At 40.4% G+C, this 26501-nt stretch carries 24 protein-coding genes and 1 pseudogene; 18 read left to right on the top strand and 7 right to left on the bottom strand.

Going from position 1 to position 26501, the window contains the following annotated elements; translation table 11 throughout:
• Nucleotides 1-4: 4 nt before the first annotated feature.
• Together DS737_RS14175 and DS737_RS14170 are read right to left on the bottom strand one after the other, a co-directional pair.
• Nucleotides 5-1822, bottom strand: coding sequence for a cation:proton antiporter domain-containing protein (locus tag DS737_RS14175; RefSeq protein ID WP_113997796.1), 1818 nt, complete (start codon nt 1820-1822; stop codon nt 5-7).
• Nucleotides 1823-1862: 40 nt separating this feature from the next.
• Nucleotides 1863-4088, bottom strand: coding sequence for a primosomal protein N' (locus DS737_RS14170; protein ID WP_113998004.1), 2226 nt, complete (start codon nt 4086-4088; stop codon nt 1863-1865).
• 148 nt (nt 4089-4236) lie between these two features.
• On the opposite strand from DS737_RS14170, the gene gspF reads away from it, so the two are divergent.
• The 3 genes from gspF to DS737_RS14155 all read left to right on the top strand — a co-directional run bounded on the left by gspF (nt 4237) and on the right by DS737_RS14155 (nt 6640).
• Nucleotides 4237-5442: a type II secretion system inner membrane protein GspF gene (gene gspF / locus DS737_RS14165; protein WP_005083777.1), complete on the top strand. Its 1206-nt coding sequence runs from the start codon at nt 4237-4239 to the stop codon at nt 5440-5442.
• Complete coding sequence (gene gspG, locus DS737_RS16355) at nt 5442-6032, top strand: type II secretion system major pseudopilin GspG (RefSeq protein ID WP_113997795.1); 591 nt, start codon at nt 5442-5444, stop codon at nt 6030-6032. The genes gspF and gspG overlap by 1 nt, the downstream gene beginning before the upstream one ends.
• A 263-nt stretch (nt 6033-6295) precedes the next feature.
• The gene (locus tag DS737_RS14155; RefSeq protein ID WP_004637735.1) at nt 6296-6640 is read left to right on the top strand and encodes a hypothetical protein; all 345 of its coding nucleotides are present in this window, start codon (nt 6296-6298) and stop codon (nt 6638-6640) included.
• 88 nt (nt 6641-6728) lie between these two features.
• Here the strand turns inward: DS737_RS14155 and lnt are convergent, their stop codons facing one another.
• Together lnt and DS737_RS14145 are read right to left on the bottom strand one after the other, a co-directional pair.
• Nucleotides 6729-8288: an apolipoprotein N-acyltransferase gene (gene lnt, locus DS737_RS14150; protein WP_113997794.1), complete on the bottom strand. Its 1560-nt coding sequence runs from the start codon at nt 8286-8288 to the stop codon at nt 6729-6731.
• Nucleotides 8285-9124 carry an HlyC/CorC family transporter gene (locus DS737_RS14145; protein WP_004637737.1) on the bottom strand — a complete coding sequence of 280 codons (840 nt, stop codon included), beginning with the start codon at nt 9122-9124 and terminating at the stop codon, nt 8285-8287. The genes lnt and DS737_RS14145 overlap by 4 nt, the downstream gene beginning before the upstream one ends.
• Nucleotides 9125-9299: 175 nt before the next feature.
• Between DS737_RS14145 and tusA the strand changes: the two genes are divergently transcribed.
• Nucleotides 9300-9557 carry a sulfurtransferase TusA gene (gene tusA, locus DS737_RS14140; RefSeq protein ID WP_004637738.1) on the top strand — a complete coding sequence of 86 codons (258 nt, stop codon included), beginning with the start codon at nt 9300-9302 and terminating at the stop codon, nt 9555-9557.
• A gap of 122 nt (nt 9558-9679) precedes the next feature.
• On the opposite strand, the gene DS737_RS14135 is transcribed toward tusA, so the two are convergent.
• Nucleotides 9680-11392 (bottom strand): electron transfer flavoprotein-ubiquinone oxidoreductase, encoded by a 1713-nt coding sequence (locus tag DS737_RS14135; RefSeq protein WP_004637739.1) that lies wholly within the window; start codon nt 11390-11392, stop codon nt 9680-9682.
• Nucleotides 11393-11579: 187 nt separating this feature from the next.
• Between DS737_RS14135 and DS737_RS14130 the strand changes: the two genes are divergently transcribed.
• From DS737_RS14130 to DS737_RS14110, 5 genes are all read left to right on the top strand, one after another.
• A complete protein-coding gene (locus DS737_RS14130; protein WP_113997793.1) occupies nt 11580-12191 on the top strand; it encodes a DUF1285 domain-containing protein in 612 nt (203 codons plus the stop codon).
• A 41-nt stretch (nt 12192-12232) separates the two neighbouring features.
• Complete coding sequence (murI, locus tag DS737_RS14125) at nt 12233-13120, top strand: glutamate racemase (RefSeq protein WP_113997792.1); 888 nt, start codon at nt 12233-12235, stop codon at nt 13118-13120.
• Nucleotides 13121-13217: 97 nt separating this feature from the next.
• Nucleotides 13218-14246 carry a DUF4062 domain-containing protein gene (locus tag DS737_RS14120; protein ID WP_004637742.1) on the top strand — a complete coding sequence of 343 codons (1029 nt, stop codon included), beginning with the start codon at nt 13218-13220 and terminating at the stop codon, nt 14244-14246.
• 69 nt (nt 14247-14315) lie between these two features.
• On the top strand, nt 14316-15332 hold the full coding sequence (gene hemH / locus DS737_RS14115; protein ID WP_005083749.1) for a ferrochelatase: 1017 nt from the start codon (nt 14316-14318) through the stop codon (nt 15330-15332).
• Nucleotides 15333-15355: 23 nt separating this feature from the next.
• On the top strand, nt 15356-16000 hold the full coding sequence (locus tag DS737_RS14110; RefSeq protein ID WP_004637744.1) for an MBL fold metallo-hydrolase: 645 nt from the start codon (nt 15356-15358) through the stop codon (nt 15998-16000).
• Between the two features lie 51 nt (nt 16001-16051).
• Here DS737_RS14110 and DS737_RS14105 read toward each other — a convergent pair.
• Nucleotides 16052-17788 (bottom strand): annotated as a pseudogene (locus DS737_RS14105) (hypothetical protein).
• A 417-nt stretch (nt 17789-18205) separates the two neighbouring features.
• Here DS737_RS14105 and pqqA point away from each other — a divergent pair.
• The 6 genes from pqqA (at nt 18206) to DS737_RS14075 (ending at nt 22538) form a co-directional block, all read left to right on the top strand.
• Complete coding sequence (gene pqqA / locus DS737_RS14100; RefSeq protein WP_075316535.1) at nt 18206-18280, top strand: pyrroloquinoline quinone precursor peptide PqqA; 75 nt, start codon at nt 18206-18208, stop codon at nt 18278-18280.
• 75 nt (nt 18281-18355) lie between these two features.
• On the top strand, nt 18356-19267 hold the full coding sequence (gene pqqB, locus DS737_RS14095; RefSeq protein WP_113997791.1) for a pyrroloquinoline quinone biosynthesis protein PqqB: 912 nt from the start codon (nt 18356-18358) through the stop codon (nt 19265-19267).
• A 14-nt stretch (nt 19268-19281) separates the two neighbouring features.
• Nucleotides 19282-20040 carry a pyrroloquinoline-quinone synthase PqqC gene (pqqC, locus tag DS737_RS14090; protein ID WP_113997790.1) on the top strand — a complete coding sequence of 253 codons (759 nt, stop codon included), beginning with the start codon at nt 19282-19284 and terminating at the stop codon, nt 20038-20040.
• Nucleotides 20037-20321, top strand: coding sequence for a pyrroloquinoline quinone biosynthesis peptide chaperone PqqD (gene pqqD, locus DS737_RS14085; RefSeq protein ID WP_005088082.1), 285 nt, complete (start codon nt 20037-20039; stop codon nt 20319-20321). The genes pqqC and pqqD overlap by 4 nt, the downstream gene beginning before the upstream one ends.
• Complete coding sequence (gene pqqE, locus DS737_RS14080; RefSeq protein WP_113997789.1) at nt 20318-21472, top strand: pyrroloquinoline quinone biosynthesis protein PqqE; 1155 nt, start codon at nt 20318-20320, stop codon at nt 21470-21472. Before pqqD ends, pqqE begins: the two co-directional genes overlap by 4 nt.
• 16 nt (nt 21473-21488) lie before the next feature.
• On the top strand, nt 21489-22538 hold the full coding sequence (locus DS737_RS14075) for a dipeptidase (RefSeq protein WP_113998003.1): 1050 nt from the start codon (nt 21489-21491) through the stop codon (nt 22536-22538).
• 14 nt (nt 22539-22552) lie between these two features.
• Here the strand turns inward: DS737_RS14075 and DS737_RS14070 are convergent, their stop codons facing one another.
• Nucleotides 22553-22744: a DNA gyrase inhibitor YacG gene (locus DS737_RS14070; RefSeq protein WP_004637751.1), complete on the bottom strand. Its 192-nt coding sequence runs from the start codon at nt 22742-22744 to the stop codon at nt 22553-22555.
• A gap of 414 nt (nt 22745-23158) precedes the next feature.
• On the opposite strand from DS737_RS14070, the gene DS737_RS14065 reads away from it, so the two are divergent.
• The 3 genes from DS737_RS14065 (at nt 23159) to dctA (ending at nt 26386) form a co-directional block, all read left to right on the top strand.
• On the top strand, nt 23159-23809 hold the full coding sequence (locus DS737_RS14065; RefSeq protein WP_171287595.1) for a class I SAM-dependent methyltransferase: 651 nt from the start codon (nt 23159-23161) through the stop codon (nt 23807-23809).
• Nucleotides 23799-24989 carry a TIGR03862 family flavoprotein gene (locus DS737_RS14060; RefSeq protein WP_113997787.1) on the top strand — a complete coding sequence of 397 codons (1191 nt, stop codon included), beginning with the start codon at nt 23799-23801 and terminating at the stop codon, nt 24987-24989. The genes DS737_RS14065 and DS737_RS14060 overlap by 11 nt, the downstream gene beginning before the upstream one ends.
• 134 nt (nt 24990-25123) lie before the next feature.
• On the top strand, nt 25124-26386 hold the full coding sequence (dctA, locus tag DS737_RS14055) for a C4-dicarboxylate transporter DctA (RefSeq protein ID WP_004637754.1): 1263 nt from the start codon (nt 25124-25126) through the stop codon (nt 26384-26386).
• The last annotated feature ends 115 nt before the right edge of the window (nt 26387-26501 follow it).

Raw genomic sequence — 26501 nt, 5'->3', positions numbered from 1 at the left:
AAACTCAAGTTGTTCCATGCGGTGAATTTGCATCACTTTGTTGGTTTTGTTCATTGCTCATTCGATCAGTATTTAAAGTTTTTGTATTTTCAAATAAATATTCCAACTCTGCGATTACACTCGGATAAGCTTCAATTGAGTCAAAATCATCACCAGTCGAATAGCGTAAATCAAATAATCGCTGATCATGGCTTTGAAATTGTTCGATTTGGGCTTTAGCTTCTTCACTTGAAAGACCTGTCTCTGTCAAAGCCAGTTGCGCCATGCTCAAGGATGAGGCATAGGTTTCACGCCAGATATGCTGAATCCCCATATCTTTTAATAAGTGCGCATGATGACGATCACGTGCCCGAACAAATAAGACTAAATCAGGATAGTTTAGACGGAGGTGACGCGCCAGATTCATGCTGTCTTCAACATCATCAATCGCAAGGATCAGCAATTTACAATATTCGATCCCTGCTGCTCTTAGATTTTCGACCTGAGTGACATCTGCATCAAAAAAGCGATGTCCATATTGCTCAATAAAATCAGCATCGGGTTGATTGCTATCAATCACGCTCAAGTGTAGACCTTGTGCATGTAAGGCACGCGCAACCACTTGGCCAAAACGACCAAAACCAACAATCAAAATTGGATGTTGGGGAATATCTGGTGTCTGTGCTGCTATTTTCTTATGCAATATTGGTAGTCGTTTGTTATTCACCAACCAGAAAACTAGAGGCGTCAGAAGCATCGAGCCAAAGATCACCCATAGCGCAGATTCAAAAATCGGTTGAGCAAGAATTTGTTCTGCGACAGCAATATTCAACAGGATAAAACTCAACTCGCCACTCTGAGCAAGGGCAGTGGCAGAAAGAAGGCTGAGTTGTTTGTGGCGCTGGTGATAATAGCTGATCGCTGCGATGACCACAGTTTTGATCAATACTAAAGAAAAGATTGATCCCAAAATTAAAAGTGGTGATTCGAATAAAGGAAGTACTGAAAGATTTAAGCCGATTGCAAGGAACAAGAGTCCTAGCGCTATATCTTTATATGGATGAACAATACGTTCAACTTCAGTGTTGAATTCAGTATCTGCGAGTAATAAGCCTGCTAAAAATACGCCAATTAAAATATGAATATTTAAAATATCCATGATGACAATAATAGAGAGGATTGTTACAAGACCTAATACAGGAATAAGTTCAATACTATTGCGCTTGGCTAAATAGCGAAACGCAGGTCGTATCAGAAAACGACTGGCTAAGAACAGTCCTGAAACTGTCGCAATGATGGCTGCAAAATACGCGATACCATGTCGTGTTGTTGCTGTATCATCCCACACAGGAAACAAGACAATAAATAATATCGCTACAAATACTTGCATCTGTATAGCACTTAAAATGGATTGTCCAAGTGTGCTATTTGATTTTTGTTGGTAATGCAGTAATTGTTGAACCAAGGTTACAGCGGAAAGTGTTAGTGCTACACCAAGAACGATACTGCTGGCAAAATCATTAAAGAGGAAAAAACAAATACTGGTTAAAATCAAACTGATGGTCAGTAAACTTAGGCCGCTATTTTTTAAAATGGTATAGCGTTGTATCCACAGCTGGCTTGGGCGAAATGCTAAACCGAGAAAGAACATCAGCAATAGCATGCCTAATTCGGTAATTTGAGTAATAAATTGGGTATCTGTGATCAGTGCAAAACCACTTGAGCCGAGTAAAAGCCCAGCAATTAGATAACCCAAAACAGTATTTGAGGTATATCGTTTTGTGAGTGGGACAATAATTAAAGCCGCAGTTAGTAAAAAAATGATGGATAGCAGTAAGGACATCTATTGCCTCAAATTTTTCTGTTTTGCATATGGAATTAGACTAACTAAACTCTTGTGGATCAACATCGATAGATAGCCTGAGTTGGTGCTGACGAGGTAAATGTACCACTTGTTGCCACCATTGACGCAAATAAAAATGCAGTTTGGCGCGATCGGCCGACAAAATCACCATGTGGGCACGATAACGTCCAGCTTTACGTTCCATCGGTGCGGGAATTGGCCCCCAAATATCAACTAAATCGCCAGCCATTGTTCTCAGTTGTTGCGCAATATCCGCCAAAAAGTTCTGGCTATATTCTCGATCTTTCGATTCAACACGTACCAATACTGTATAACGATATGGAGGGAGCATTGCAAGTTTACGCTCAGCCAGCATTTGTTTGGCAACCGTACGATAGTCATGTTCAATTAATGTGGTAAACATAGGATGATCAGGGCGAAGACTTTGTAAATAGACATTCCCTTTATGTTCGCCTCGTCCAGCGCGTCCGGCCACTTGTACTATTAATTGTGCGGTACGTTCAGGGGCGCGGATATCCACGCTCAGTAAACCAGCGTCAATATCTAAAATAGCCACCAAAGTTACATGTGGGAAATGATGTCCTTTAGCAAGCATTTGTGTGCCCAATAAAATACTCGGTTTATTTTGTTGGATACGGTCATAAATTTTCTGCCAACTTCCGACACGGCTGGTACTGTCACGATCAACTCGAATCACTTCATTGTGAGGAAATAACTCTTGTAAATGCTCTTCAAGTTTTGCCGTTCCAGCGCCAATCGTTTTTAAACTTTGTTTTTGGCATGCTGGGCAATGATCAGGGAGGCGATTGATGGTGCCGCAATGATGACAATGTAAATAGTGATAAGGCTGAGAATGAAGGGTGAAATGCGCATCACAATGGGGGCAATTGGCTTGCCAACCACAACTTTCACACATCAGAATTGGTGCATAGCCCCGACGGTTGAGAAAGATCAACACCTGTTCTTTGCGTTCTAAGGTGAGTTTGATCTGCTCAATTAAATTTTGGCTGATACCATGCTTTTTCTTGGCAATTTTTAAATCAATCACATGCATTTTAGGCAGGACAGCGACGCCAGCACGTTGATTGAGTTCCAGTAGATGTAGTTTGCCTGACTCGACCAGATGATAGCTATCGATACTCGGTGTTGCAGATCCAAGAATCACAGGACAGTGTTGTAAGTATCCTCTGTAGAGCGCTACATCACGGGTATGATAACGAAAGCCTTCTTGCTGTTTATAAGAAAGATCATGCTCTTCATCGAGGACAATCAGTCCTAGATGAGGAAGCGGCGTGTAGATCGCAGAACGGGTCCCGATCACAATCGAAGCTTTTCCTGTTTGTGCGTGTTGCCATGCTTGTAAGCGCTTCGAGTCATTTAAACCTGAATGTAATAAAGCAATATCACAATGAAAACGTGATTTAAAGCGAGCGACAGTTTGAGGGGTAAGGCCGATTTCTGGAACCAGTACCAACACCTGCTTACCCTGCTTTAATACTTCATGCATGACTTGCAGATAAACTTCAGTTTTGCCACTGCCTGTTAAGCCATCCAGTAAAAATGCTTGGTAATGATGCTGCTCTTTGAGGATTTGTTGAATCGCTCTTTTTTGATCCTCATTGGCTGTGAGTGGTACTTGCGCCAATTGTACAGGTGTGGGGCTAAAATCATGCGGTTCCAGACAACATTCAACCAACCCTTTCTTTTCTAAAGCTTTCAGTGTTGCAGTTTCAACACCACTGAGGTTCAAGACATTTTCAGTTGTGCCATGAGGATGTATTTTTAAGATTTGATACGCATCATATTGTTTTTGTGAGCGCTTCAATAATACATTCGGATCATCATTTGGCACGATTTTCCACTGATGAAATAAAATGTCTAATGCACGCCCTTGTCTGAGTAGTGTGGGGAGGGCACTTTGCATCACTTCGCCAATTGGGAATTGATAGTACTGGGCAGACCATGTCATCAAAGTTAAAACGTGTTGATCTAATATTGCTTCTTTATCAAGTAATTCAGTAATTGCTTTCAGTTTAAATTGACCTGTGAAAACTTCATCGGGATCAATTTTTTCAACAATGATGCCTACGAGATTTTGTCGTCCGAACGATACTGCAACACGCGCTCCAATCTGTGCTTGTTGATACTGTTCGGCACTGACCGTATAGTCAAACGTGTCATACACATATACAGGTATGGCAACTCGAATACGGTACAAAATGGCGTTAGAATTTTCGCTAGGCATATTGGTTTCATTCACGTGTAAAATGGCATGACTGTATGTCATATAATTATGCTAAAGTGCTGAGCGTTATGTATAAATGAATATGAATGATTCCAGCATATGGATGCAACAGTAACGACAACTATTTTGGGACAATTAGAACAGAACCATGCCAGCTTATCAATTTACTGCTATTGATGCTTCTGGAAAGCAACATAAAGGTGTGCTTGAAGGAGATTCTGCACGTCAAATTCGTCAACAGTTACGAGATAAAGCATGGACGCCAATCGCGGTCGATGCCGTTGAGCAAAAAGACAAACAACAACATCGCTCATGGTTTAGAAAAGGTTTTAGTGCTTATGATCTGGCTTTGATGACACGGCAACTTTCTGTTTTAGTGGCGGCGGGTATTCCATTAGAAGAGGCATTGCGTGCGGTTAGCAAGCAGAGTGAAAAATCACATGTCCAAAATCTATTGATCTCAGTGCGCTCAAAGGTGTTAGAAGGGCATTCGCTGGCACAAGGGATGCAACAATCAGGTCGTTTTCCTGAGCTGTATATTGCCACGGTCGCCGCTGGTGAGCGATCAGGGCATTTGGATCTGATTTTAGATCAGCTTTCAGATTACACTGAAAATCGTTTTGCCATGCAAAAGAAAATTCAGGGTGCAATGATTTACCCAATTATCTTGATGCTGATGTCCTTTGCAATTGTTATGGGACTGATGACCTATGTTGTACCCGAAATTGTGAAAACATTTGAGCAAAGCAAAGAAGCCTTGCCTTGGATTACCGTTGCCCTGATGAAAGCCAGTGCCTTTATTAAGCAGGCATGGGTGGCGATGTTAATCATTGGGTTTGTTGCTGTGGTCCTATTTACCCGTTTCTTAAGAACGACAGCAGGTCATTATGCATTTGACCGATTAACGCTCAGATTGCCACTATTTGGTAAACTTTCACGTGGTATAAATGCAGCACGTTTTGCCAGTACTCTGTCTATTTTGACACGTTCTGGTGTTCCTCTGGTTGAGGCTTTACGTATTGGCGCAGAGGTGAGTAATAACTGGGTAATTCGTGATGCAATTACTGTGGCGATGGAACGTGTCACCGAAGGGGGGAATCTAGCAACACAACTAGAGCGTTGCGGCTATTTCCCACCAATGATGGTACAAATGATTCGCAGTGGTGAAGCTTCTGGTGAGTTAGATCGAATGTTGGATCGGGCATCAACCATGCAAGATCGAGAGGTCACCACATTTATCTCCACCTTGTTGGCATTACTTGAACCTTTAATGTTGATTTTTATGGCAGCAATTGTGTTGGTGATTGTGATTGCGGTAATGTTGCCAATTATTAATATGAACAATATGATCTAATGAGTGACATAAAAGAGATGAATATGAATAATTCAATGAATAAGCACAATGTTGAACAAAGCTTGAATACTTGCACTCAAAGCATAGCGGCGCGGTCGAGCGTTGTTCGAATGAAGCGTGCCCATTCCGAGCATAGCTCTCCATCTTGCACTCGGACAAATTTGCACTTTGTTAACCCTCGTTCAGGATTTACGCTCATCGAAGTGATGGTTGTTATTGTAATTCTTGGTGTGCTTGCTGCGTTGATCGTTCCGAATGTGATGGGGCGTGGTGAAAAAGCAAAAGTGGATACCACACAAATTACTTTAAAAGGTGTGGCGGGAGCATTAGATCAATATAAGTTGGACAATGGTCGTTACCCATCAATGCAAGATGGTGGTTTAGATGCTTTAGTGAATCAGCCTGCATCTGCAAAAAATTGGTTGCCTGGTGGTTATGTGAAAGGTGGTTATCCAAAAGACAGTTGGGAAAATGATTTACAGTATGTCATTCCAGGCCGTGATGGACGCTCATTCGATTTATATTCATTTGGTGCAGATGGTAAAGAAGGCGGAGAAGGTAATGATGCCGATATTTATTATCAACCATAATTTTTAATTAAAAATATCACTTCACTCTTAAGTTAGATGAATAAGGAGTGAAGTGATAATGTTTCTTAATAATAAAACCAATCATAAGTTTTTGAAATAAAAAGAATTGATAAAATATTATAGATTTGAGATTTATAATAAGAATTATTCCTATATTTAATGGTTACAAGAAAAAAGAAATAAGCGTCAAAATAGACTTTTTCTTTAGATCAAAGCTTTGCATAATAAATTTAGATCATTGAGTTGATGTGTGGAGATAACAGATGAAAGCATTTTTTGTGTTGGATGAACTGAATCAGTTTCATTGGGCAATGCTGAAATCTGTATTGCTTATTTTAACTTTATTACCAATTAGTCAAGGTGCTTTGACTTTATGGCAAACAACTGAAGGCAGTAGCCAAATTATGATTGGCTTTTTTGCACTGAGTATGTTGAGTGCATGGTTTGTCTTATGTTTTTTAAGTGCTTTGAAAACTAGTGTTTGGCGTCATGCAGATTTGATTTCCAAATATGAGCAATTTTTATTTAAAACCTATCGTTATATTCCCATGTTATTTTTGTCTAGTTTAGTTGCGTATTTATCTTTGCAATTATCATTGGTATTTTGACTCTAATTCAACATTAACTATTGGTCATCATAAAAATATTCTTAGGATTAAAAAAAAGAGCGTTTTTTAGTAAAACGCTCTTTTCATTTTATCGACGTGATTTGAAAGAAACATCGACCTTACGTGGACGATAGATCCAACCTATGATTAATAAAAGCAATGAGAAGATCAGTATTGGATAATCACTTAAACGACTATATAAGGTTTGCCCTTGCATAGCAGTTAATTCCCCACGTAATACTGCTTCTTCATCGATAGGCGCTTGTTTAACAATATGTCCATGATGATCGATAAATGCGGTGACACCGGTATTGGTTGCACGAATAAACCAACGTCCATTTTCTTTGGCACGCATTTGAACCATTTGTAAATGTTGCCAAGGGCCTGCTGTACCTGTAAACCATGCATCATTCGAAACTGTAATGAGAAAGTCACTATTGAGTGCATTACGACGGGTTAGATTTGGATAGGCGACTTCATAGCAAATCGCTGCTGCTAAAGCATGACCTTTAACCATCAATGGTTTTTGGTTGGCTTCACCACGAGAAAATCCAGCCATACTGACATCATTTTGCATGGCTGGTAGTACCCACTTCAACATTCCTGATAGTGGAATGTATTCGCCAAAAGGAACTAAACGTTGTTTCTTGTATAAACCAGAAGAATCACTACCTGAAGCCATAATACTATTGTAGTACATTGGCTCACCCGCTTGTTGCGACTGAGGAATATCCCAGTATGGGATACCTGTAACCCAAGCCGTGTCGGTCTTTTTGGCCTGAGCAGCCATGGCTTTTAGAAACTCAGGAATATCGGTTTGGAACAAAGGAATCGAAGACTCTGGCCAAACGATGAGGTCTTGTCCCCATTCTGTACGTGATAAATTGGCATAAATCTCAAGGGTCTTAATCTGATATTCAGTCAACCACTTGAGATCTTGGGGAATATTCCCTTGAAGTAAAGAAACCTTGAGTGGTTTTTCATCTTTAGGTTGAACAAATTGAATAAGCCCTGCACCCCATGCACCGATCAATAACAGTGCAGAAGGAATCGCCCAAAACCAGCGTCGATTCAGAATTTCCACCAGCGCGCAGGCAAGTACGATCACTACAAATGAGACGGCATAGATACCAAATAATGGGGCATAGCCATCTAAAAAGCGTTCAGTGAAGGCATAACCAGCAAATAACCACGGAAAACCAGTGAATACCCAAGTCTTGGTCCATTCAAACAAAACCCAAAGTGGGGCAAAGGTCAGAGGTGTTTCTGGGAAAAAGCGACGATATAGCCATGTTTGCAGGGCAGTAAACAGCCCCATTAACAATGCCATGATGCTGATCATTAAGACACTGAGAACTGCATTGGTATCGCCGTAGACATGAATGGACGTATAGAGCCAAAAAGCGCCTACAAACCATAGGCCAAAACCATAGGCCCAGCCTAATATGAAGGCTTGTTTAGGGTTTCGTTGTCTCAAAGTCGCATATAACAATGCAGGCGATAGAATCGCAAGCCACCAAAAATAATAGGGTGCCAGTGCCAAACTAAAGATCGCACCTGAAATGAGAGCAATCAATAAGGGAATAATAAAGGGCAACTGTTTTTGATTGTTAGCAGGGCTTAACAGCTTGTCAAAAAAGTTTCTCATTGACGGACTGCTCGAATCAGGTGAATCGTACGCGCATCTGCTTCAATAATCGTAAATTGCCATGTTCCAAGCTCGATGGTTTGACCTTGTAAATCACTGACAAGACCAATTTCTTGAAGCAATAACCCACCCATGGTTTCAACTTCATCATCAGAAAAGTCTGCATTGAGCACCGTATTGAAATGTTCAATTGGTGTTAATGCTTGCACAATCCATGTATTTGAAGTCGTAGGATCATTATCAGGAACGATAAATAATGCTTCTTCATCCGCAATATCATGCTCGTCTTCAATTTCACCCACAATTTCTTCTAGAATGTCTTCAAGTGTGACTAAACCAGAAGTTGAACCATATTCATCAATAACAATAGCGATATGCGTTTGTGTATTTTTAAGCATCCGCAGAACTTGATCGGAACGTGCACTCTCAGGAACAAATAAAGGTTGTCGCATTAAAGCACGAATATCAACTTTCACATTGCGATCTGTTAAGAACGGTAAAAGATCTTTAGCTAACAGAATCCCGACTACATTATCGCCTTGTTCCGATGAAAAAACCGGAAAGCGAGAATGTGCTGAGTCGATAAGAACATCTAAGATATCGAGTAATTGGTCATCTTCCTGCAAGCTAATAATCGCTGTACGAGGTGTCATGACTTCTCGAATCTTTGTTGCTGGCAGATCGAGAACACCCTCAAGCATAGCAACAGTATCTGGCTCTAAAAAGCGACGGGAGTCTTGAACTAACTTGAGTAATTCATCGCGGGTTTCGGGTGCGGTTCCTAACCATTTTCTTAAGCCACGCATACCCCACGACGGACTGGATTCCTCGATCATGATCTTTCCTAAAGACTCTCTATATCAATTAGATGATTTTCATCATACCGAAGATAAAGCCGATATGCATCAATAAAACGATGCAAGAAATGTACAGTTTTTCAAAATGCTGTTGATGATTTTTAGAAGTTCACTTTATGGTAAAATGTGAATATGAAAATATTTGAGCTTTATCATGTCTGAACAATCAAAACTTGCTACTGTTCAACTCAATACTAGAGGGTTACGTTGCCCTGAGCCTGTGATGATGTTGCATCAAGCGATTCGTAGAGCAAAGTCAGGTGATATTGTTGAGGTGTTTGCAACCGATCCTTCAACCTCATGGGATATTCCAAAGTTTTGTATGCATCTTGGGCATGAGTTGTTACTCAAAGAAGAAAGTTTGGATGAAAATAGCAATACTGAATATCGTTATTTGGTGCAGAAAGGCTAAGCATCTCTTTTATTTTCAAAAAATATATAAAAAATCCGAGCTGTTCAGCTCGGATTTTTTATAAGGTCTTTACATATTCGGGTATGAGAAGCGACTAAAGCTTCGCAAGGACTACCTGAATATTACATATTCGGGTAGTTAGGACCGCCGCCGCCTTCTGGCGTTACCCATGTAATGTTTTGTGATGGATCTTTGATGTCACAAGTCTTACAGTGAACACAGTTTGCTGCGTTGATTTGGAAACGCTTCGAGCCGTCATCATTTTCCATGACTTCATAAACACCCGCAGGGCAGTAACGTTGAGCAGGCTCGTCCCACTTCGGCAAGTTAACCTGAATTGGGGTTTCAGGATTAGTTAACTTTAAGTGAGCAGGTTGGTTTTCTTCGTGTACCGTATTTGATACGAATACTGAAGATAAACGGTCAAAGGTTAACTTACCATCTGGTTTTGGATAGTTTGGTTTGAACGTCGATGCATCAACAGTCTTAAGCGCAGCAAAGTCTTGTTTCAAGTCATGCAATGTGAATGGGACTTTAAAGATATTTTGATCGATAAAGTTAAATGCACCACCAATCCACGTACCAAATTTATGCATTGCAGGACCGAAGTTACGCGCTTTATATAACTCTTCTTTTAACCAAGAGTTGTTATATTTTTCAGTATAAGCAACCAATTCTTTTTCGAAGTGGTCTTCGCCTTCAGTAACGCGTGCAATCGCAAGGTCACCACCTTTTGCAACACCCGCAGCGATCGCTTCAAATACTGCTTCACCACACAACATACCTGACTTCATTGCGGTATGTGAGCCTTTGATTTTTGAGAAATTCAAGAAACCAGCATCATCACCGATCAAGCAGCCGCCTGGGAAAGTGAGTTTAGGTAAAGAGTTGAAACCACCTTTTACAACCGCACGCGCGCCGTAAGAGATACGTTTACCACCTTCAAGGAATTGTTTAATCGTTGGGTGTGTTTTCCAACGTTGCATTTCCATGAATGGATACATATGTGGGTTTTCGTAAGATAAGTCTACGATCATACCCAAAGTCACTTGGTTGTTTTCAGCGTGATATAACCACCAACCGCCTGCAGAACCTGTCTCAGACAATGGCCAACCTGCACCGTGCATCACAAGACCAGGTTTGTGTTTCGCTGGATCGATTTCCCAAAGCTCTTTGATCCCGATACCGTAGTGTTGTGGATCAGCATCACGATCAAGTGCAAAACCAGCAATCAGGCGTTTACCTAGATGTCCACGGCAACCTTCTGCAAATAAAGTATATTTAGCATGCAATTCGTAGCCTGGTGCAAAGTTATGCGTTGGTTGACCATCTTTGCCGATACCCATATCACCAGTTTGAATCCCTTTTACCGTACCATCTTCATGGTAAAGGATTTCTGATGCGGCGAAGCCAGGGAAGATTGATACTTCTAATTCTTCTGCTTTTTGACCTAACCAACGAACTACGTTACCTAAAGAGATAACATAGTTGCCTTCGTTATGCATAGATTTTGGAACCATCCAATACGGCATTTTTTGTGCTTTCGTATCAGACAATAAGAAATAAGTTTCGTCTTCAGTAACAGGTACATTGAGCGGTGCACCTTCTTCTTTCCAATTCGGAAAGAGTTCATTCATGGCACGTGGTTCAAGTACAGCACCAGATAGGATATGCGCACCTACTTCAGAGCCTTTTTCAACAACACACACAGAAAGGTCAGGTAGGTTGTTTTCAATCGCTAGTTGACGAATTTTAATCGCAGCAGATAAACCCGCAGGGCCTGCGCCTACGATCACTACGTCAAACTCCATCGCTTCACGTTCGATGTGTTCCATGTAGGACTCCTCATATTTTATAGGGTGGCAACCGTAATGATGTAATTCGGTGCTGCCATGAGTATTCTCAATTACCAAACACAAATGCGACTAGTGTGCTTGCAAGTATTTGGGATAGTATAGTTTTAAACCTTGATCCCGCCAATTGGCTGAGCGGTCATATTTTTTCGTCAGCAAGGCATAAACTATGATAAATGAAAATGATTCTTCACAGAATACAGGAAAAATCGTGTTTTCTGATGATAAAAACTTAATGAACATTGCACAATACTTAAAAGATGTACAGCAAAGTCACAAAAGGTCAATTCCTCCGTTAGAGCAGTGGCATCCAAAGCATTGTGGCAAAATGGATTTGAAGATAAAAGCCAACGGTGAGTGGTGGCACGAAGGTCAATTGGTCAAGCGACAGTCGCTACTTGATCTATTTAGTAAAGTACTCTGGAAAGAGGATGGAAAATTTTATTTAAAAACCCCTGTTGAGCAGATTGAAATTGAAGTTGAAGATGAGCCACTTTTGATTAACCAAGCTGATCAGGTCGAGATTGAAGGGAAGACCTATTTACAGCTTACGACAAGCAATCAAGATGTGGTGATTGTGGATGAACAGCATCCTATTTTTATGCGTGAGTTTGCGGGCGAATTACGTCCTTACGTTCATGTGCGATTTGGAATGAATGCATTAATTCAGCGACAAAGTTTTTATCATCTCGTTAACTATGGCAACTTGTCTGAAAATCAGCAAGGTGACACGGTTTTAACATTAAAAAGTGGTGATTTGGTCTTGCATTTAAGCACCTGAGGTTTAAGCTTGAAAGAGCAAATAAACCTATGTTCGTGTGTATGACAGCAGTGCAATTTTTAGCTCAATTACGTGACCCAATGCCGCAAGCATCAGCAGATGCACCGATTGGCATTTTTGACTCAGGGATCGGTGGACTATCGATAGCACAAGAAATTGCTCTGCATCTACCCAATGAGCGTATTCTTTATTATGCGGATACTGCACACGTACCGTATGGTGCGCGTTCAGATCAGGAGATACGGAATTTAACCGCACAAGCAATCGAATGGCTTTATCGGCAGGGATGTAAGGTTGCTGTAGTCGCTTGTAATACGGCTTCTGCATTTAGTTTGGACTATTTGCGAGATCATTACGGTGAGCGTTTTCCGATTATTGGATTAGTTCCAGCATTGAAACCCGCGGTGATTCAGACACAAACTAAGGTTGTAGCGGTATTGGCAACACCTGCGACATTTCGCGGGCGCTTGATTAAAGATGTCATGTTAAATTTTGCTGAACCTGCAGGGGTAAAAGTACTCACGGTGACCAATTTGGCATTGGTGCCTTTTGTTGAAGCTGGGGAGCAAATGAGCGAGGCATGTAAAACGGTACTCAAACAGATACTACAACCTGTCATAGAGCAGGGTGCTGATTTTTTAGTACTTGGTTGCACACACTATCCATTTCTCAAACCCGCAATTCATCAGGTTTTTGATGAAAAGTTGAAATTAATTGATTCTGGACAAGCAGTTGCGAGACAAACAGCGTATATTTTGATTAAAAATGGGTTATTATCTGACAAAATGCGTCATAATGTTTCACGTATTGAATGTTTTGTCAGCGGTAACAATGCTGCCGTACTAGAACCTGTACTTCAGCACCTTATACCCAAACAATTAACATGGACGATTCATAATTTGGGCGATGAAATACGTGAAAAAACGTAGTCAATCGAACTCTATTTTACAGTTTATCGGGGTTGTCTTTTAATAAAAATCAAGATTAGAACTTGATGCTATTGATAAATAAATTGGGGCTTCGCCTATGCAAGATACTCGTTATCAAGTCTTTATTTCTACCTCTGGCAATGAAATGCAACCAGAGCGAGCGGTTTTAGCACAAACTTTAGTTGGTATGGGTTTTTTCTCTTGGGGGTTGGAGCAACGTACGCCATTAAGTACTTCGATTGCACGTCGTCAGATTGATGATTGTGATTATGTGGTGATCTTATTGGGCAGTCAGTATGGCGAGCAATCTGTTTCAGGTGTGGGTTATATGCATTTAGAGTATATCTATGCAATGACCAAGCAAAAACCTGTAATTGTATTTATGCATGAAGATCCAGAGTCTCGTGAAGCCAAATTGCATGATCACAAAGCCGAACTTAAAGAGAAATTCAAAGAGTTTAGAAAGCAGTTACAACATGAGGTCGATCAGGTTTTTTGTTACCGTAGCTTAAGAGATTTAGAACTCGCAGTACGCTCAAGTATGCCGCAAATGTTAGAGCGCTACCCTGTGGTGGGTTGGGTACGTCCACAAAATACCCAAGTATTACGTGATGAGATAGACAACTTACGTGCCAAAGTCAAACAACTTGAAACAGAGTTGGGGAGCCGTGAGGCAGATCCTCTCACCAGTTTGCCTAAAGTTTCAATGTATGAACTTTATTCTTTTGAATATCGTATGCATGCTTATCAAGATGGGAATTTTAAAGAGATTAAGCCACATCGTAAAATGACGTGGGCACAGTTATTACATGTCCTCGGTGCGACTTTTGTGGTTCCTACGCCTGAAGAATATTTTTCTAAACGTATGAATGAATATTTGAATGAAACGGGTTTGGATGATGCACGCAAAGAAATGCCCAGAGCACATGCGGTGTCGCGTGCGCAAGTCAATATTCGGGCTTTGCATGAAATCAAATTACAAATGCGTCAGAATGAATGGATTATCCCAACCGGCCGTGATGATCGTCAACGCATGTTATGGCAATTAACCGCAAAAGGTCAGAAGCTTTTAGAGAGTAATGTCTTGGATAGCCATCGAGTTTTTCAGTTTAAGACGATGCATTAATTCAATTTAAAAAAGGGTGTGAAAACTGCTAAAGTAATTGAATAAATTCAGCTATAGCGGATGCGATCTATGTCAGCGACACCAAAACCCAAAGTGACTGTGGTTCTGGCAAATCTAGGTACGCCAGATGAAGCCACTGCGCCAGCAGTACGTCGTTTCCTTAAGCAGTTTTTATCTGATACGCGTGTCATTGAAATTCCCAAATTGCTTTGGTGGATCATTCTAAATTTATTCGTGTTGCCATTTCGCCCAAAACGCGTTGCAGAAGCCTATGCTTCGGTTTGGTCAAATGACTCCCCAATGCGTGAAATCGTACTTGAGCAAACGCGCTTGATCAAACAACGTTTAGAAGATGAAAATCATCATTTTGATCTGACCGTTGTTCCTGCCATGACTTATGGGCAACCCAGCATATATGGGGTTTTGTCCCAACTTGAAAAATCACCACAAGAACATGTGATTCTGTTACCTCTGTTTCCGCAATATTCTGCAACTTCTACAGCACCGCTTTATGATGCCTTTGCTAGATGGATTCCAAAACAACGTCATTTGCCCGGTCTCACCATTATGAAGGACTATCACCAACATCCGATGTTTATTCAGGCATTGGCAGATAGTGTGTTGAATTATCAATCCCAGCACGGTAAAGCTGAAAAGTTATTGATGTCTTTTCATGGGATTCCACAGCCTTATGCCGACAAAGGTGACCCCTATGCGGATCGTTGCCGAGTGACGGCACGTCTAGTGGCAGAAGCGTTGCATTTAAATGAAGATGAATGGGCAATTAGTTTCCAATCCCGCTTTGGTAAACAAGAATGGGTGAAACCATATACCGATGTACTGCTTGAGCAATGGGGGAAAGCTGGTGTGAAATCGGTGCAGGTATTAAGCCCCGCATTTTCAGCAGATTGTTTGGAAACGCTCGAAGAGTTAGCGATACAGAATAAAGAAATCTTTCAACATGCGGGTGGTGGCGAATATGCCTATATCCCTGCTTTGAATACAGATCAAGCACATATAGATTTGCTTGCGAGTCTGGTTCAGGCTAATCTTGATGGCTTAACTCATACCTTAGCCCACCGTTAACTGCGTTTTAGCCAGAGGTTTTTATGCTGCAAGTCAAAATTGTTCCTGTTACTGCTTTCGCCCAGAATTGTTCCATTTTATGGGACAGTGAAACCAAAGAAGCGATTTTGATTGATGCGGGCGGTGATGCTGCTGTACTTAAAAAAGAAGTCGAGGATCTAGGCTTAAAGGTAAAAGCTTTATGGCTTACGCATGGCCACCTTGATCATGCTGGCGCAGTGGGTGAACTTGCTGAAGCGTGGAAAATTCCAGTGATCGGCCCACACAAAGAAGATCAGTTCTGGTTGGACATGATTCAAGAAGTCTCAGCACGTTATGGCTTTCCGATTCCACAACCTGTCAAAGTAAATCAGTGGTTAGAAGGTGGTGAAGTACTGAAACTGGGTGAAGATGAGTTTGAAGTCCGTTTTGCTCCCGGACATACGCCAGGTCATGTGATGTTCTATAACAAGAAACATGGCTTGCTTTGGACAGGAGATGTACTGTTCAAAGGTTCAATCGGACGTACTGATTTTCCGAGAGGAAATCATCAGCAACTTTTAGATTCGATTCAACGTGAGTGCTTTAGCTTACCTGATGAGACTCAATTTATTTCAGGTCATGGTCCAATCAGTACCATTGGATATGAAAAACAATTCAACCCTTTTGTGGCGAGTAAAGCGGGTTAATGGGTTGAGTTATGCTTCTGTATCATCTCTATACAGAAGCATATCGATTGGTCAAATCGTTTCTAGCCATTTCTGATTGGCAAGACTCAAATCAAAATTCAAACTATTACAGATAGTTTGCAAGTCAAAAGATGCCCTATCTTCTGGAATCTCAATCAAAATCGGTAAGCGCGTGATTCCATTATCACCTGTTGGGAAGGCGTAGTGACGTTCTTTGTGATTGACCGAAATCAGTGATTCAAATTCTAAATAGACGATCAAGGACGGGAATCGTCGTTGCATCCGAATAATTTCCTGATGAGCATTTCTCTTAATTTGAATCGTTTTTTCTTTTAACTTGATAATATTATCTTTAATTTTTTGCGGTTTATTTAACAACTTATTCAAAAATGAAACACTTTGCTTTAATAGGCGTTGATTTTCCTTAAGTTCAGAAAAGGCGTCTTTGTATTCCTGAAGAGAATTAAGACTAAGGTCTTTTAGGAGATTGGTGGGTTCTAATGCTTCGGCATGGTGTTGTTTCCATGCTTCATAGGAAAACACAGTGAAAATATCAGTATGTCTTTTTTGTAATAGGGTCGCGTAAGATTTTAGTCTAGCAATAAACAAGTGAACTTGTTTATTGAAAATAATGGATGGCTGGGATTGAAATTCCATAAAGTGTCGAATTAAATCATCCAGTATTTGTTTAATATTGATATATAAATAATGACACTCATCAGTGTGATGCACAGAATGTTTTAATGCATCTGCAATCGGTTCAAGTACATGATTAGATAGTTTTTGCTCAAAATCGATGAGTCTTTGTTCTACTAACTTTTCAATAAAAATCCCCCTCGGATTGAGCGGTGCCATAAGAAAAGGAATCAACTCTTTGTGGCAATATAATTCGATATTACGCACGATATCAGATACATATTGGTTCACTTGTTTATCAATGGTTATGATGTGATTGATCTGCTATTCAAAGTGTTGCTGATGGACAGGATCATCTATTTTTTCAAGTATTAAGATCGCTGCATTGATGTAAATATTTTCACAGGCTTCGAATTTTTCTTCTTGTAAGAATCGTCGGATTGAAAACGTATTCACCATCCCTTCGGAGCTTGGAGCTAGTGCAAAAATATATTTGGATGTTTTTACAATATCGAGCTGTCTGGTTTTCTGTTGTTTATAAAGGAAATATTTAAGGATATGATTCTTTTCTTCTCTGAGTTGTTGCGAACGTAGGATATTAAAACTGTATTTCAAAAGTTGTTGTTTTAAGAATACTTCAGTAATAAAAGTTTTGATTACATCATTATTAATGTGACGGTGATTGATCGGTAAGGCAATATGATCTTTTTCAAGAATGATTTGTGCTGCCGCATAAATAAACTCTTTCAGAATCCTTTGCTTTTGTGCCTGTAAGTCAAGATCATCTTCAGTATCAATTTGATTGATTTGACCCAAAATATTTTCTAAATAATCGGATATTTGATAGATGTCATCATAAGTTTTCAATTTATCCAATGAGTCCGCAATTTGTTTGATTAGAATCTTGGTATAGGGAGAGTGCGTGTTTTCAATCAGTGAGTGAAAGTCATGTTTGGCAATGTAGCAAAAACTATTCTCTTTTCTATTCCAGTGGATTTTCTTTTGTTGCAGAATATGTTGGCAAATGATTTCACGCTGATGAGGTTGTATTTCTGCAAATAAGCGTTGCAAGGTGATCTGCCAATTTTGATCTAAATTTGGATCAACTTGGGTTGCCAATAATTTTAGAGGGTAAGGAATATCATTATTCATTTTAACATCCTGTTGAATCTAAATATTTTTATTAAGGCTGATCGAAAATAATGATGATTGAATCAGCTGAATACTTTGGTTGTTATGCATTATCTGAAAGCTTAGTGACAGATAAAATTGTTTGAATAAGATTTGCACAACGTCATGGAAAAGTAAATTACTGTGATGTAAGTCACATATTTAAAATATGTAAATTTTTATTAAATTTGAGTTGCGATTGAGTTTTGTTGATCAATGCTAAAAGTATGCTTTGTTAAATACTAAAATTTAGACAAAAATCACAATTATCGAACAATATCTTCAGTAGATACGGTCTACAAAGCTGAGTTTTTTATTTAGAATGAATTTTTGAATGCTTTATTTAAGTTGAATCAGGTGTTTAATCTCAGACGATAAATACTGATTGGAGACGATTTTATGCAATGGACGAAACCCGCTTTTACTGATGTTCGGATTGGTTTTGAAGTGACAATGTACTTTGAAGCACGTTAATTATTCACATTTTCATTTGTCATAAGCCCTAGTTATTTCTAGGGCTTATCTCTTTCTAATAAGAACTTCATTTTTATGTATATTTATATTTTAGGTTCAGCTGCTGGGGGCGGATTTCCTCAGTGGAATTGCAATTGCCCGAATTGTCACGGTGTACGTACAGGCACGATGAATGCCAAAGCTCGCACACAATCTTCGATTGCGATTTCTGAAAATGGAATGGATTGGGTTTTACTAAATGCTTCCCCAGATATTCGCCAGCAATTGTTTGATTTCAAGGCTGCACAACCTGCTCGACAGTTAAGAGATACAGGGATTCGCAGTGTAATCTTAATGGATAGCCAACTTGACCATACCACAGGGCTGTTGACTCTACGTGAAGGTTGCCCGATGGATGTGTGGTGTACTGACATGGTCTATCAAGATCTCACCACGGGTTTTCCAGTATTCAATATGCTGAAACACTGGAATGGTGGGCTTCAGTATCATCCTATTGATCCTAAAAAAGCGTTTAAAATTGATGGCTTTGGTCGTTTGGAGTTTATCCCTTTTATTATCCAAAGTGCTGCACCGCCATATTCACCTCATCGCCACGATCCGCATGAAGGTGACAACATTGCCTTAATCATCAAAGATCATAAAACACAGAAACAGTTGTTCTATGCACCAGGGCTTGGAAAGATTGATGATCAAGTTATGCAGATTATGCAAAATTCTGACTGTGTCATGATTGATGGCACACTCTGGACAGATGATGAAATGCAGCAAACCGGTGTAGGTAAAAAAACTGGTCGTGAAATGGGGCATCTCTATATCAGTGGTGAAGGTGGTTCGTTGTCCTATTTGAATCAGCTCGAGCGACCTAAAAAAGTGCTGATTCATATTAACAATACCAACCCAATCCTGAATGAAGACTCGGCTCAATTTACTGAACTTAAAGCAAATGGTGTAGAGGTTGCCTATGATGGCATGCAGATTGAACTCTAAGGTGAAACAGAAACATGACTCAAACACCTGAAGCTTTAACAACTGAGCAATTCAAACAGGCTATTATTGATAAAGGTCAGTACTATCATATCTATCATCCATTTCACATGATGATGTATGAAGGGAAGGCCACTCAAAAACAAATCCAGGCTTGGGTTGCGAACCGCTACTATTATCAGATCAATATTCCGTTAAAAGATGCTGCGATCATGGCAAATTGTCCTGATCAGCGTGTGCGTCAGGAATGGATTCAACGCATGATTGATCAGGATGGTGAGTATCCTGATGGCGGTGGCCGAGAAGCATGGTTACGCTTGGCAGAAGCGGTTGGGCTTAGCCGTGAACAGGTTATCTCTGAAGAATTAGTTTTGCCGGGTGTGCGATTTGCCGTAGATGCTTATGTCAATTTTGCACGCCGTGCCTCATGGCGTGAAGCAGCAAGTAGCTCTCTAACCGAACTATTTGCACCTCAAATTCATCAGTCCCGTCTTGAATCATGGCCACAACATTATCCTTGGATTGATGACAAAGGCTATGAATATTTCCGTTCTCGTTTAAGTCAGGCACGCCGAGATGTTGAACATGGTTTAACAATTACCCTTGATTCATTTACCACACATGAACAACAACAAAGAATGTTGGAAATATTACAGTTTAAACTGGATATTTTATGGAGCATTTTAGATGCCTTAACACTGGCATATGTACACAATCAAGCACCATATCACAGCGTGACTCAAGAACGAGTATGGCACAAAGGACTATTCAAATGAATAAAGAACAATTTGATGTAAATCTTGTGCCGACATGGCGACAAGGTTATCGCTTTCAATTTGAACCTGCTCAAAATGGTTTTGTGATTTTATATCCTGAAGGCATGATTACTTTGAATGAAAGTGCAGGGGCCATTGGACAGTATATTGATGGAAAAAATAATGTTTCCGACATTATTACCCAGCTCAAACAGCAATTTGGCGATATAGCTGAAATTGACAATGATGTCATTGATTACATGTTAGTTGCCCAGCAACAACATTGGATTGATTTTAGATGACCCATGGTGTTGGTTTGCCTCTATGGCTATTAGCGGAGTTAACGTATCGGTGTCCGCTACAATGTCCATATTGCTCAAATCCTTTAGACTACGCACAACACAAAAATGAACTGACCACGCAAGAGTGGTTTGAGGTTTTTGATCAGGCACGTCAAATGGGGGCTGTCCAACTAGGGTTCTCTGGCGGTGAACCTTTGGTGCGTCAGGATTTGGAACAACTGGTTGCACATGCACACCAACTTGGGTTCTACACTAACTTGATTACCTCTGGCATGGGACTTACCGAGCAGCGTATTTCTCATTTAAAACACGTTGGTCTAGATCATATTCAAATTAGCTTTCAAGCGAGTGATCCAGTCGTCAATGATGCTTTGGCAGGTTCAAAGCATGCTTTTGAACAAAAGTATGAAATGTGCCAACTGGTGAAGAAATATGATTATCCAATGGTCCTTAATTTTGTGATTCATCGGCATAATATTGACCAGATTGATAAAATTATCGAACTTTGCCTAGAACTTAATGCAGATACAGTCGAGTTAGCAATTTGTCAGTTTTATGGATGGGCTTTTTTAAACCGCCAAGGTTTATTACCGACACAAGAGCAATTGATCCGTGCTGAACGTATTACCAATGAATATCGGGAAAAGTTAAAAGCGCAAAATCATCCTTGTAAACTTATTTTTGTGGTGCCTGATTATTACGAGGAAAGACCAAAAGCTTGTATGAATGGCTGGGGCAAAATCTTCTTTACGGTCGCTCCAGATGGTATGGCGCTGCCTTGCCACGCAGCAAGACAATTGCCTATTGCTTTCCCAAATGTTCGTGAGCAGAGCCTCTCAAAAATTTGGTATGAATCTACTGGTTTTAATCACTTCCGTGGCGATGCATGGATGCCAGAAGGTTGTCGTAGTTGTCCAGATAAAGATCGTGATTTTGGCGGCTGTCGTTGCCAAGCCTATATGTTAACCGGCGATGCAAGCAATGCAGACCCTGTCTGTGGCAAATCGCCGTATCATCAAGTGATTGAGCAGGCACGTGCCGAGAGTGCACTCGATTCAACGCTAGAAAGACTGGTGTTTCGTAATAGCCGAAATTCAAAACAATTTACGGTTCAACAAAACATTCCTGTTCAAAATATTGCAGATGAATAGCGGTGAGAACGTAAATATGAACCATGGCACGTTTCCTATTTTTGATGGCCATAACGATGTACTCACGCGTTTGTGGTTAAGTGATCATAGCAATCCTGCTCAAGCTTTTATCCACGATCGTTTAGCAGGACATCTCGATTTAACACGTTGCCAACAAGCCGGTTTTGTTGGTGGCATGTTTGCGATTTTCTTACCTCCATACAGCTATGTTCAGCAGTACCATCCCAACAAACTTTTTGATCCAACTGCATCTGACTTTACACAACAACAAATTGAACACATTTGTCTGGAACAACTCGATTTAGCAAAACAACTTGCCCAGTATTCTAACGATATTAAAATTTGCACAACGGTTCAGGATATTCAGCACTGCTTAACACAACAAAAGTTAGCGATTGTGTTGCATATGGAAGGTGCCGAAGCACTCCAGCTCAATCCAGATTTACTCGATGTATTTTATGAGGCTGGGCTTCGTAGTATCGGTCCACTTTGGAATAGACCCAGTCGTTTTGGACATGGTTTAAATGCCAAGTTCCCTCATTCACCGGATGCAGGAGCAGGTCTTACACACGAGGGCAAAGCATTTATAAAACGCTGTGCTGATAAAAAAATGGTGGTTGATGTTTCCCACATGAACGAACGTGCTTTTGGGGATACAGTTGACATTCTTCAACAGCCAATCGTCGCGACCCATTCGAATGTCCATGCTTTATGTCCACAAGCGAGAAACTTAACAGACGCTCAGCTCAGTGCAATTCGAGATTCTAATGGCATCGTCGGCGTAAATTTTGACGTTGCATTTTTGCGTAAAGATGGACAGCGCGATGCGAACACGCCCATTGATGTACTTTTAGAACATCTCGAATATTTAATAGATCGAATGGGTGAAGATCATGTTGGCTTCGGCTCTGATTTTGATGGCGCACTGATTAGCACTGAAATTGAAGATGTTACTGGTCTACACAGACTTATCGAGCGAATGCAGGAACGTCGTTATTCAACAGAATTGATTACCAAAATTTGTTGGCATAACTGGTTGAATGTGTTGAATCGAATTTGGATGTAATCAAATGAGGACATTTAGTCCTCATAATCATCTTCACCACGTTTTAAATCCGCTTGAGGTGCATCTTGGGTTGGCAGTTTATATTCATCACTGGCCCAAGCACCTAGATCAATTAATTTGCAGCGTTCTGAGCAAAAAGGGCGAAATTCATTGCCTTCCCAAGTGCTGTTTTCGCCACAACGTGGGCAGGGGAATGTACGAGGCATAGAAAATTCCTAAAACAAAGAGGGTTTGTTGACATTTCAACCATGCATTGCGTTATTAGCTAAAACGACATAAACAAGGCATGAAACGTAGACAATGGCGATTCCCTTGTCAAGTTTCATAACGAAGTTTAGGGATGTTTTAGCCATAACCTGAGCAAGAGCAAAGCATTGCTTTGATCGCAGCGCAAGGACAGCAGCATTTTACTTGCGGAACGTTGTTCCTCATACTGTGTTATGACTTATTCATTTAGAATAGCTAAACTTCATAAGTCATGCCTTGCATCAGCTAAAAAATGCTCTCTGTCGCAATGAGAGCTGAATAGCTCGCAAGGTGAAATGTTAACAAACCCCTAAATAGATTAGGCAAAAGTAAGGTGAGTTGTTAGACTTATGCCGATTTAGAGATAGTTTGATGTGAATATGTCGATTCGTCAATTTCAAGCCCACCGAATGCAGGCACCTCGAGATTTTGCTGTGATTCCCAATACGCCGATTTGCGTTGAAATCGGTGCTGGAAAAGGTAAACATGCATTGTTGTTTACAGGGCAGAATCCACAAACAACACTGTATGCAATTGAACGAACCAAAGAAAAATTTTTAGCGATGCAAAAACAGCATCAGCTCGAGGTACGTGAACACCTATATCCGATTCATGCGGATGCTTTGCCTTGGATCGTACACGCATTATTCCCTGCTCAAGTAGAACAGTTTTTCATTCTTTATCCAAATCCAGAGCCGCATAACCCCGCACAGCGTTGGTTGAATATGCCTTTTTTTGAGTTTTTACTTTCGCGTCTTCGACCGAATGGTACGATTACCTTAGCGAGTAATATTCCTTCATATATTGATGAGGCGGAACAGCAGTTAATTCATGTATGGAAATTACCCTATGAGAAACAAAAAATTGCAGCGGATTCTGCAAGAACACATTTTGAAATTAAATATTTGGAACGTGGGGAACCTTGCCAACAGTTAGTCATCACAAAACCTGTTGCCTACTCAACCCGATTTGATGATTTTGCACCCTTACAAGGGCAAAATGAGCAAGAGCAACATGAAGTCTAAGCGTATTGCCATTATTGGAGCTGGACCCGCAGGTTTAATGGCTGCGGAAGTTCTTAGTCAATATGGCTATGAAGTTGATGTGTTTGAACAAAAACCTTCAGCTGCTCGAAAATTTTTAATGGCAGGTAAAACAGGACTTAATATTTCTCATGCTGAGCCTATACAGGCATTCATCCAACGTTATGACCGTGCTGAATGGTTAAGCCCTTGGATAACGCAATGGGATGCAAAGTGGATTCAAGACTGGATGAAAGGTTTGGGAATTGAATCTTATATCGGTAGTTCTGGGCGGGTGTTTCCAATAGAGATGAAAGCAGCGCCGTTACTTCGCGCATGGTTAAAACGATTAGCTGTAGATGGGGTTAAATTTTATTACAGGCATCGCTGTGTGGGTTTATCTCAGAATCAACTGACCATCGAAAACCAAAGCCAACGCTTTACTGCAACTTATGATGCGATTGTGCTGGCTTGTGGTGCTGTGTCGTGGTCGCAATTGGGGAGTGATGGAGCGTGGCAGCAATGGTTGTCGAGTGATGAGATTACCCCCTTCCAAGCAAGTAATGTTGGTGTATTGAAAACATGGTCGCCATTTATGCAGGATTGTTTGGGGCAAGCGCTTAAACGTGTTGATGCTTGGGTTGTACCTGAACGTAAGACACATGGCGATATTGTGATTACTCACTATGGTTTTGAAAGTGGCGTGATTTATAAATTAGGGCGTGATCTAAGATCACAGCTTGCTCAAGATCAAAACTTGCAGCTTCATTTAGACTTGTTACCAGATATCAGCCTTGATCAATTAACTAAAAAGTTACAAGGCAATAAGAAGCAGTCACTTACCAATCTTTGGCGCAAAGCAGGTTTGGATCATGTGAAAATTAATTTAATTCGTGAAGTGGTTGAGAAAAATTTATGGTCAGATGCGCATCAAATGGCTGAGCACATCAAAGGGCTTATAATTCCTCTCAGTGGGTTTCGTCCAATCGAGGAGGCCATTAGTTGCGCTGGTGGAATTCAGCAAACGGCATTGTCATCACGGTTACAATTACAGTCAAATCCTTATGTGTTCTGTTGTGGTGAAATGTTGGACTGGGATGCACCAACTGGGGGGTATTTATTGACCGCTTGTTTTGCAACAGGACGTGCCGTGGGTGAAGGGATACATCATCTATTGGCTTAGTTTTATTTAAGATGATGTTTTCTAAGATATTGCTTATTTTTTATTTATTTTTCATGTTCTAAATATCCTTTATTTTTATTTGTTGGCGAGTTTTTTGCACTGTTGAGATTTATCTATTTATTGATGAATTTACAATGTGGCAAAAACTCAAATCCAGTTTATTTCTTCAGGTCGTTCTTGCATTAGTCCTTGGTATTATTATCGGGATTAGCTTTCATGATTTTTCTTTAGCATTGAAACCATTGGGTGATGGTTTTATTTCACTGATCAAGATGTTGATCGCACCGATTGTTTTCTGCGTGGTGGTACTTGGGCTGTATGGTGCCAATGACATCAAGAAAATGGGAAAGGTGGGGGCAAAAACAATTTTATACTTTGAGATAGTGACTAGTGTTGCGCTGATCTTGGGAATAATTGTTGCCTATGTATTCAAGCCTGGTGTGGGCATGAATATTGATATCACGAAACTAGACGGAAAGGATTTAAATGTCTATACGGAACGTGCCAACACAATGGGCTCAGGCTCAGATTTTCTTCTTCATATTATTCCAAAAACTTTTGTAGATGCATTTGCTAGTGGGGACATTTTACAAGTTTTACTGATTGCAATCCTATTTGGCATTGCTTTATTGCTGATCCCAAAACATATGGGAGATTTGGTTTGTCAGGCACTCGAAGCATTTTCTGAAGTGTTTTTTAAAATGATGGGATTAATCATACGGTTAGCACCGATTGGCGTCTTGGGGTCTGTTGCCTATACCACCGCAAAATTTGGCTTGGACTCATTGATTCAATTGGGTTACTTAGTTTTGCTGTTTTATGTGACTTGTATCTTATTTGTGTTGATTATTTTAGGTGGGATTCTTCAAATCTCTGGCTTAAACATTTTTAAATTCTTAAATTATTTTAAAGCAGAACTGTCTATTGTGTTGGGTACAGCATCTTCTGATTCTGTGTTACCTCAAATCATGAAAAAGCTTAAAAATTTAGGTATCAAAGATTCCACCGTTGGCTTAGTCATTCCTACAGGCTACTCGTTTAATTTAGATGGTTTTTCTATTTACTTAACACTCGGCGTTATTTTTATTGCTCAGGCCTGCAATATTGATTTATCGATGCATGATCTTCTCGCAATTTTATTGGTGTCATTAATCACCTCAAAAGGTGCTCATGGTATTCCAGGCTCTGCATTGGTGATCTTGGCGGCGACATTATCAGTTATCCCAAGCCTGCCAATGATTGGGCTGGTTTTACTATTGTCTGTCGATTGGTTTATTGGAATTGTACGTGCCTGTACCAATCTAATCGGAAACTGCGTGGCAACAGTTGCAATCGCACATTGGGAAAAAGATATTGATCATGAACGCGCACGTGCCGTATTGGATCAGCGAATTTAGGTCATGATTCTTCTGTTGGAGGATTGCTTTCGTAAATTGAAAAGCGCGATCCAAATGCGATTCACAATTTGCGTGTTGTACCGATCTAGCCTATATTTTTATGTGAAAATTCATG

The organism is Acinetobacter haemolyticus (assembly GCF_003323815.1).
Taxonomy (GTDB): Bacteria; Pseudomonadota; Gammaproteobacteria; order Pseudomonadales; family Moraxellaceae; genus Acinetobacter; species Acinetobacter haemolyticus.
The sequence above is the reverse complement of the archived record's forward strand: the minus strand, read 5'-3'. Positions and strand labels throughout refer to the sequence as shown.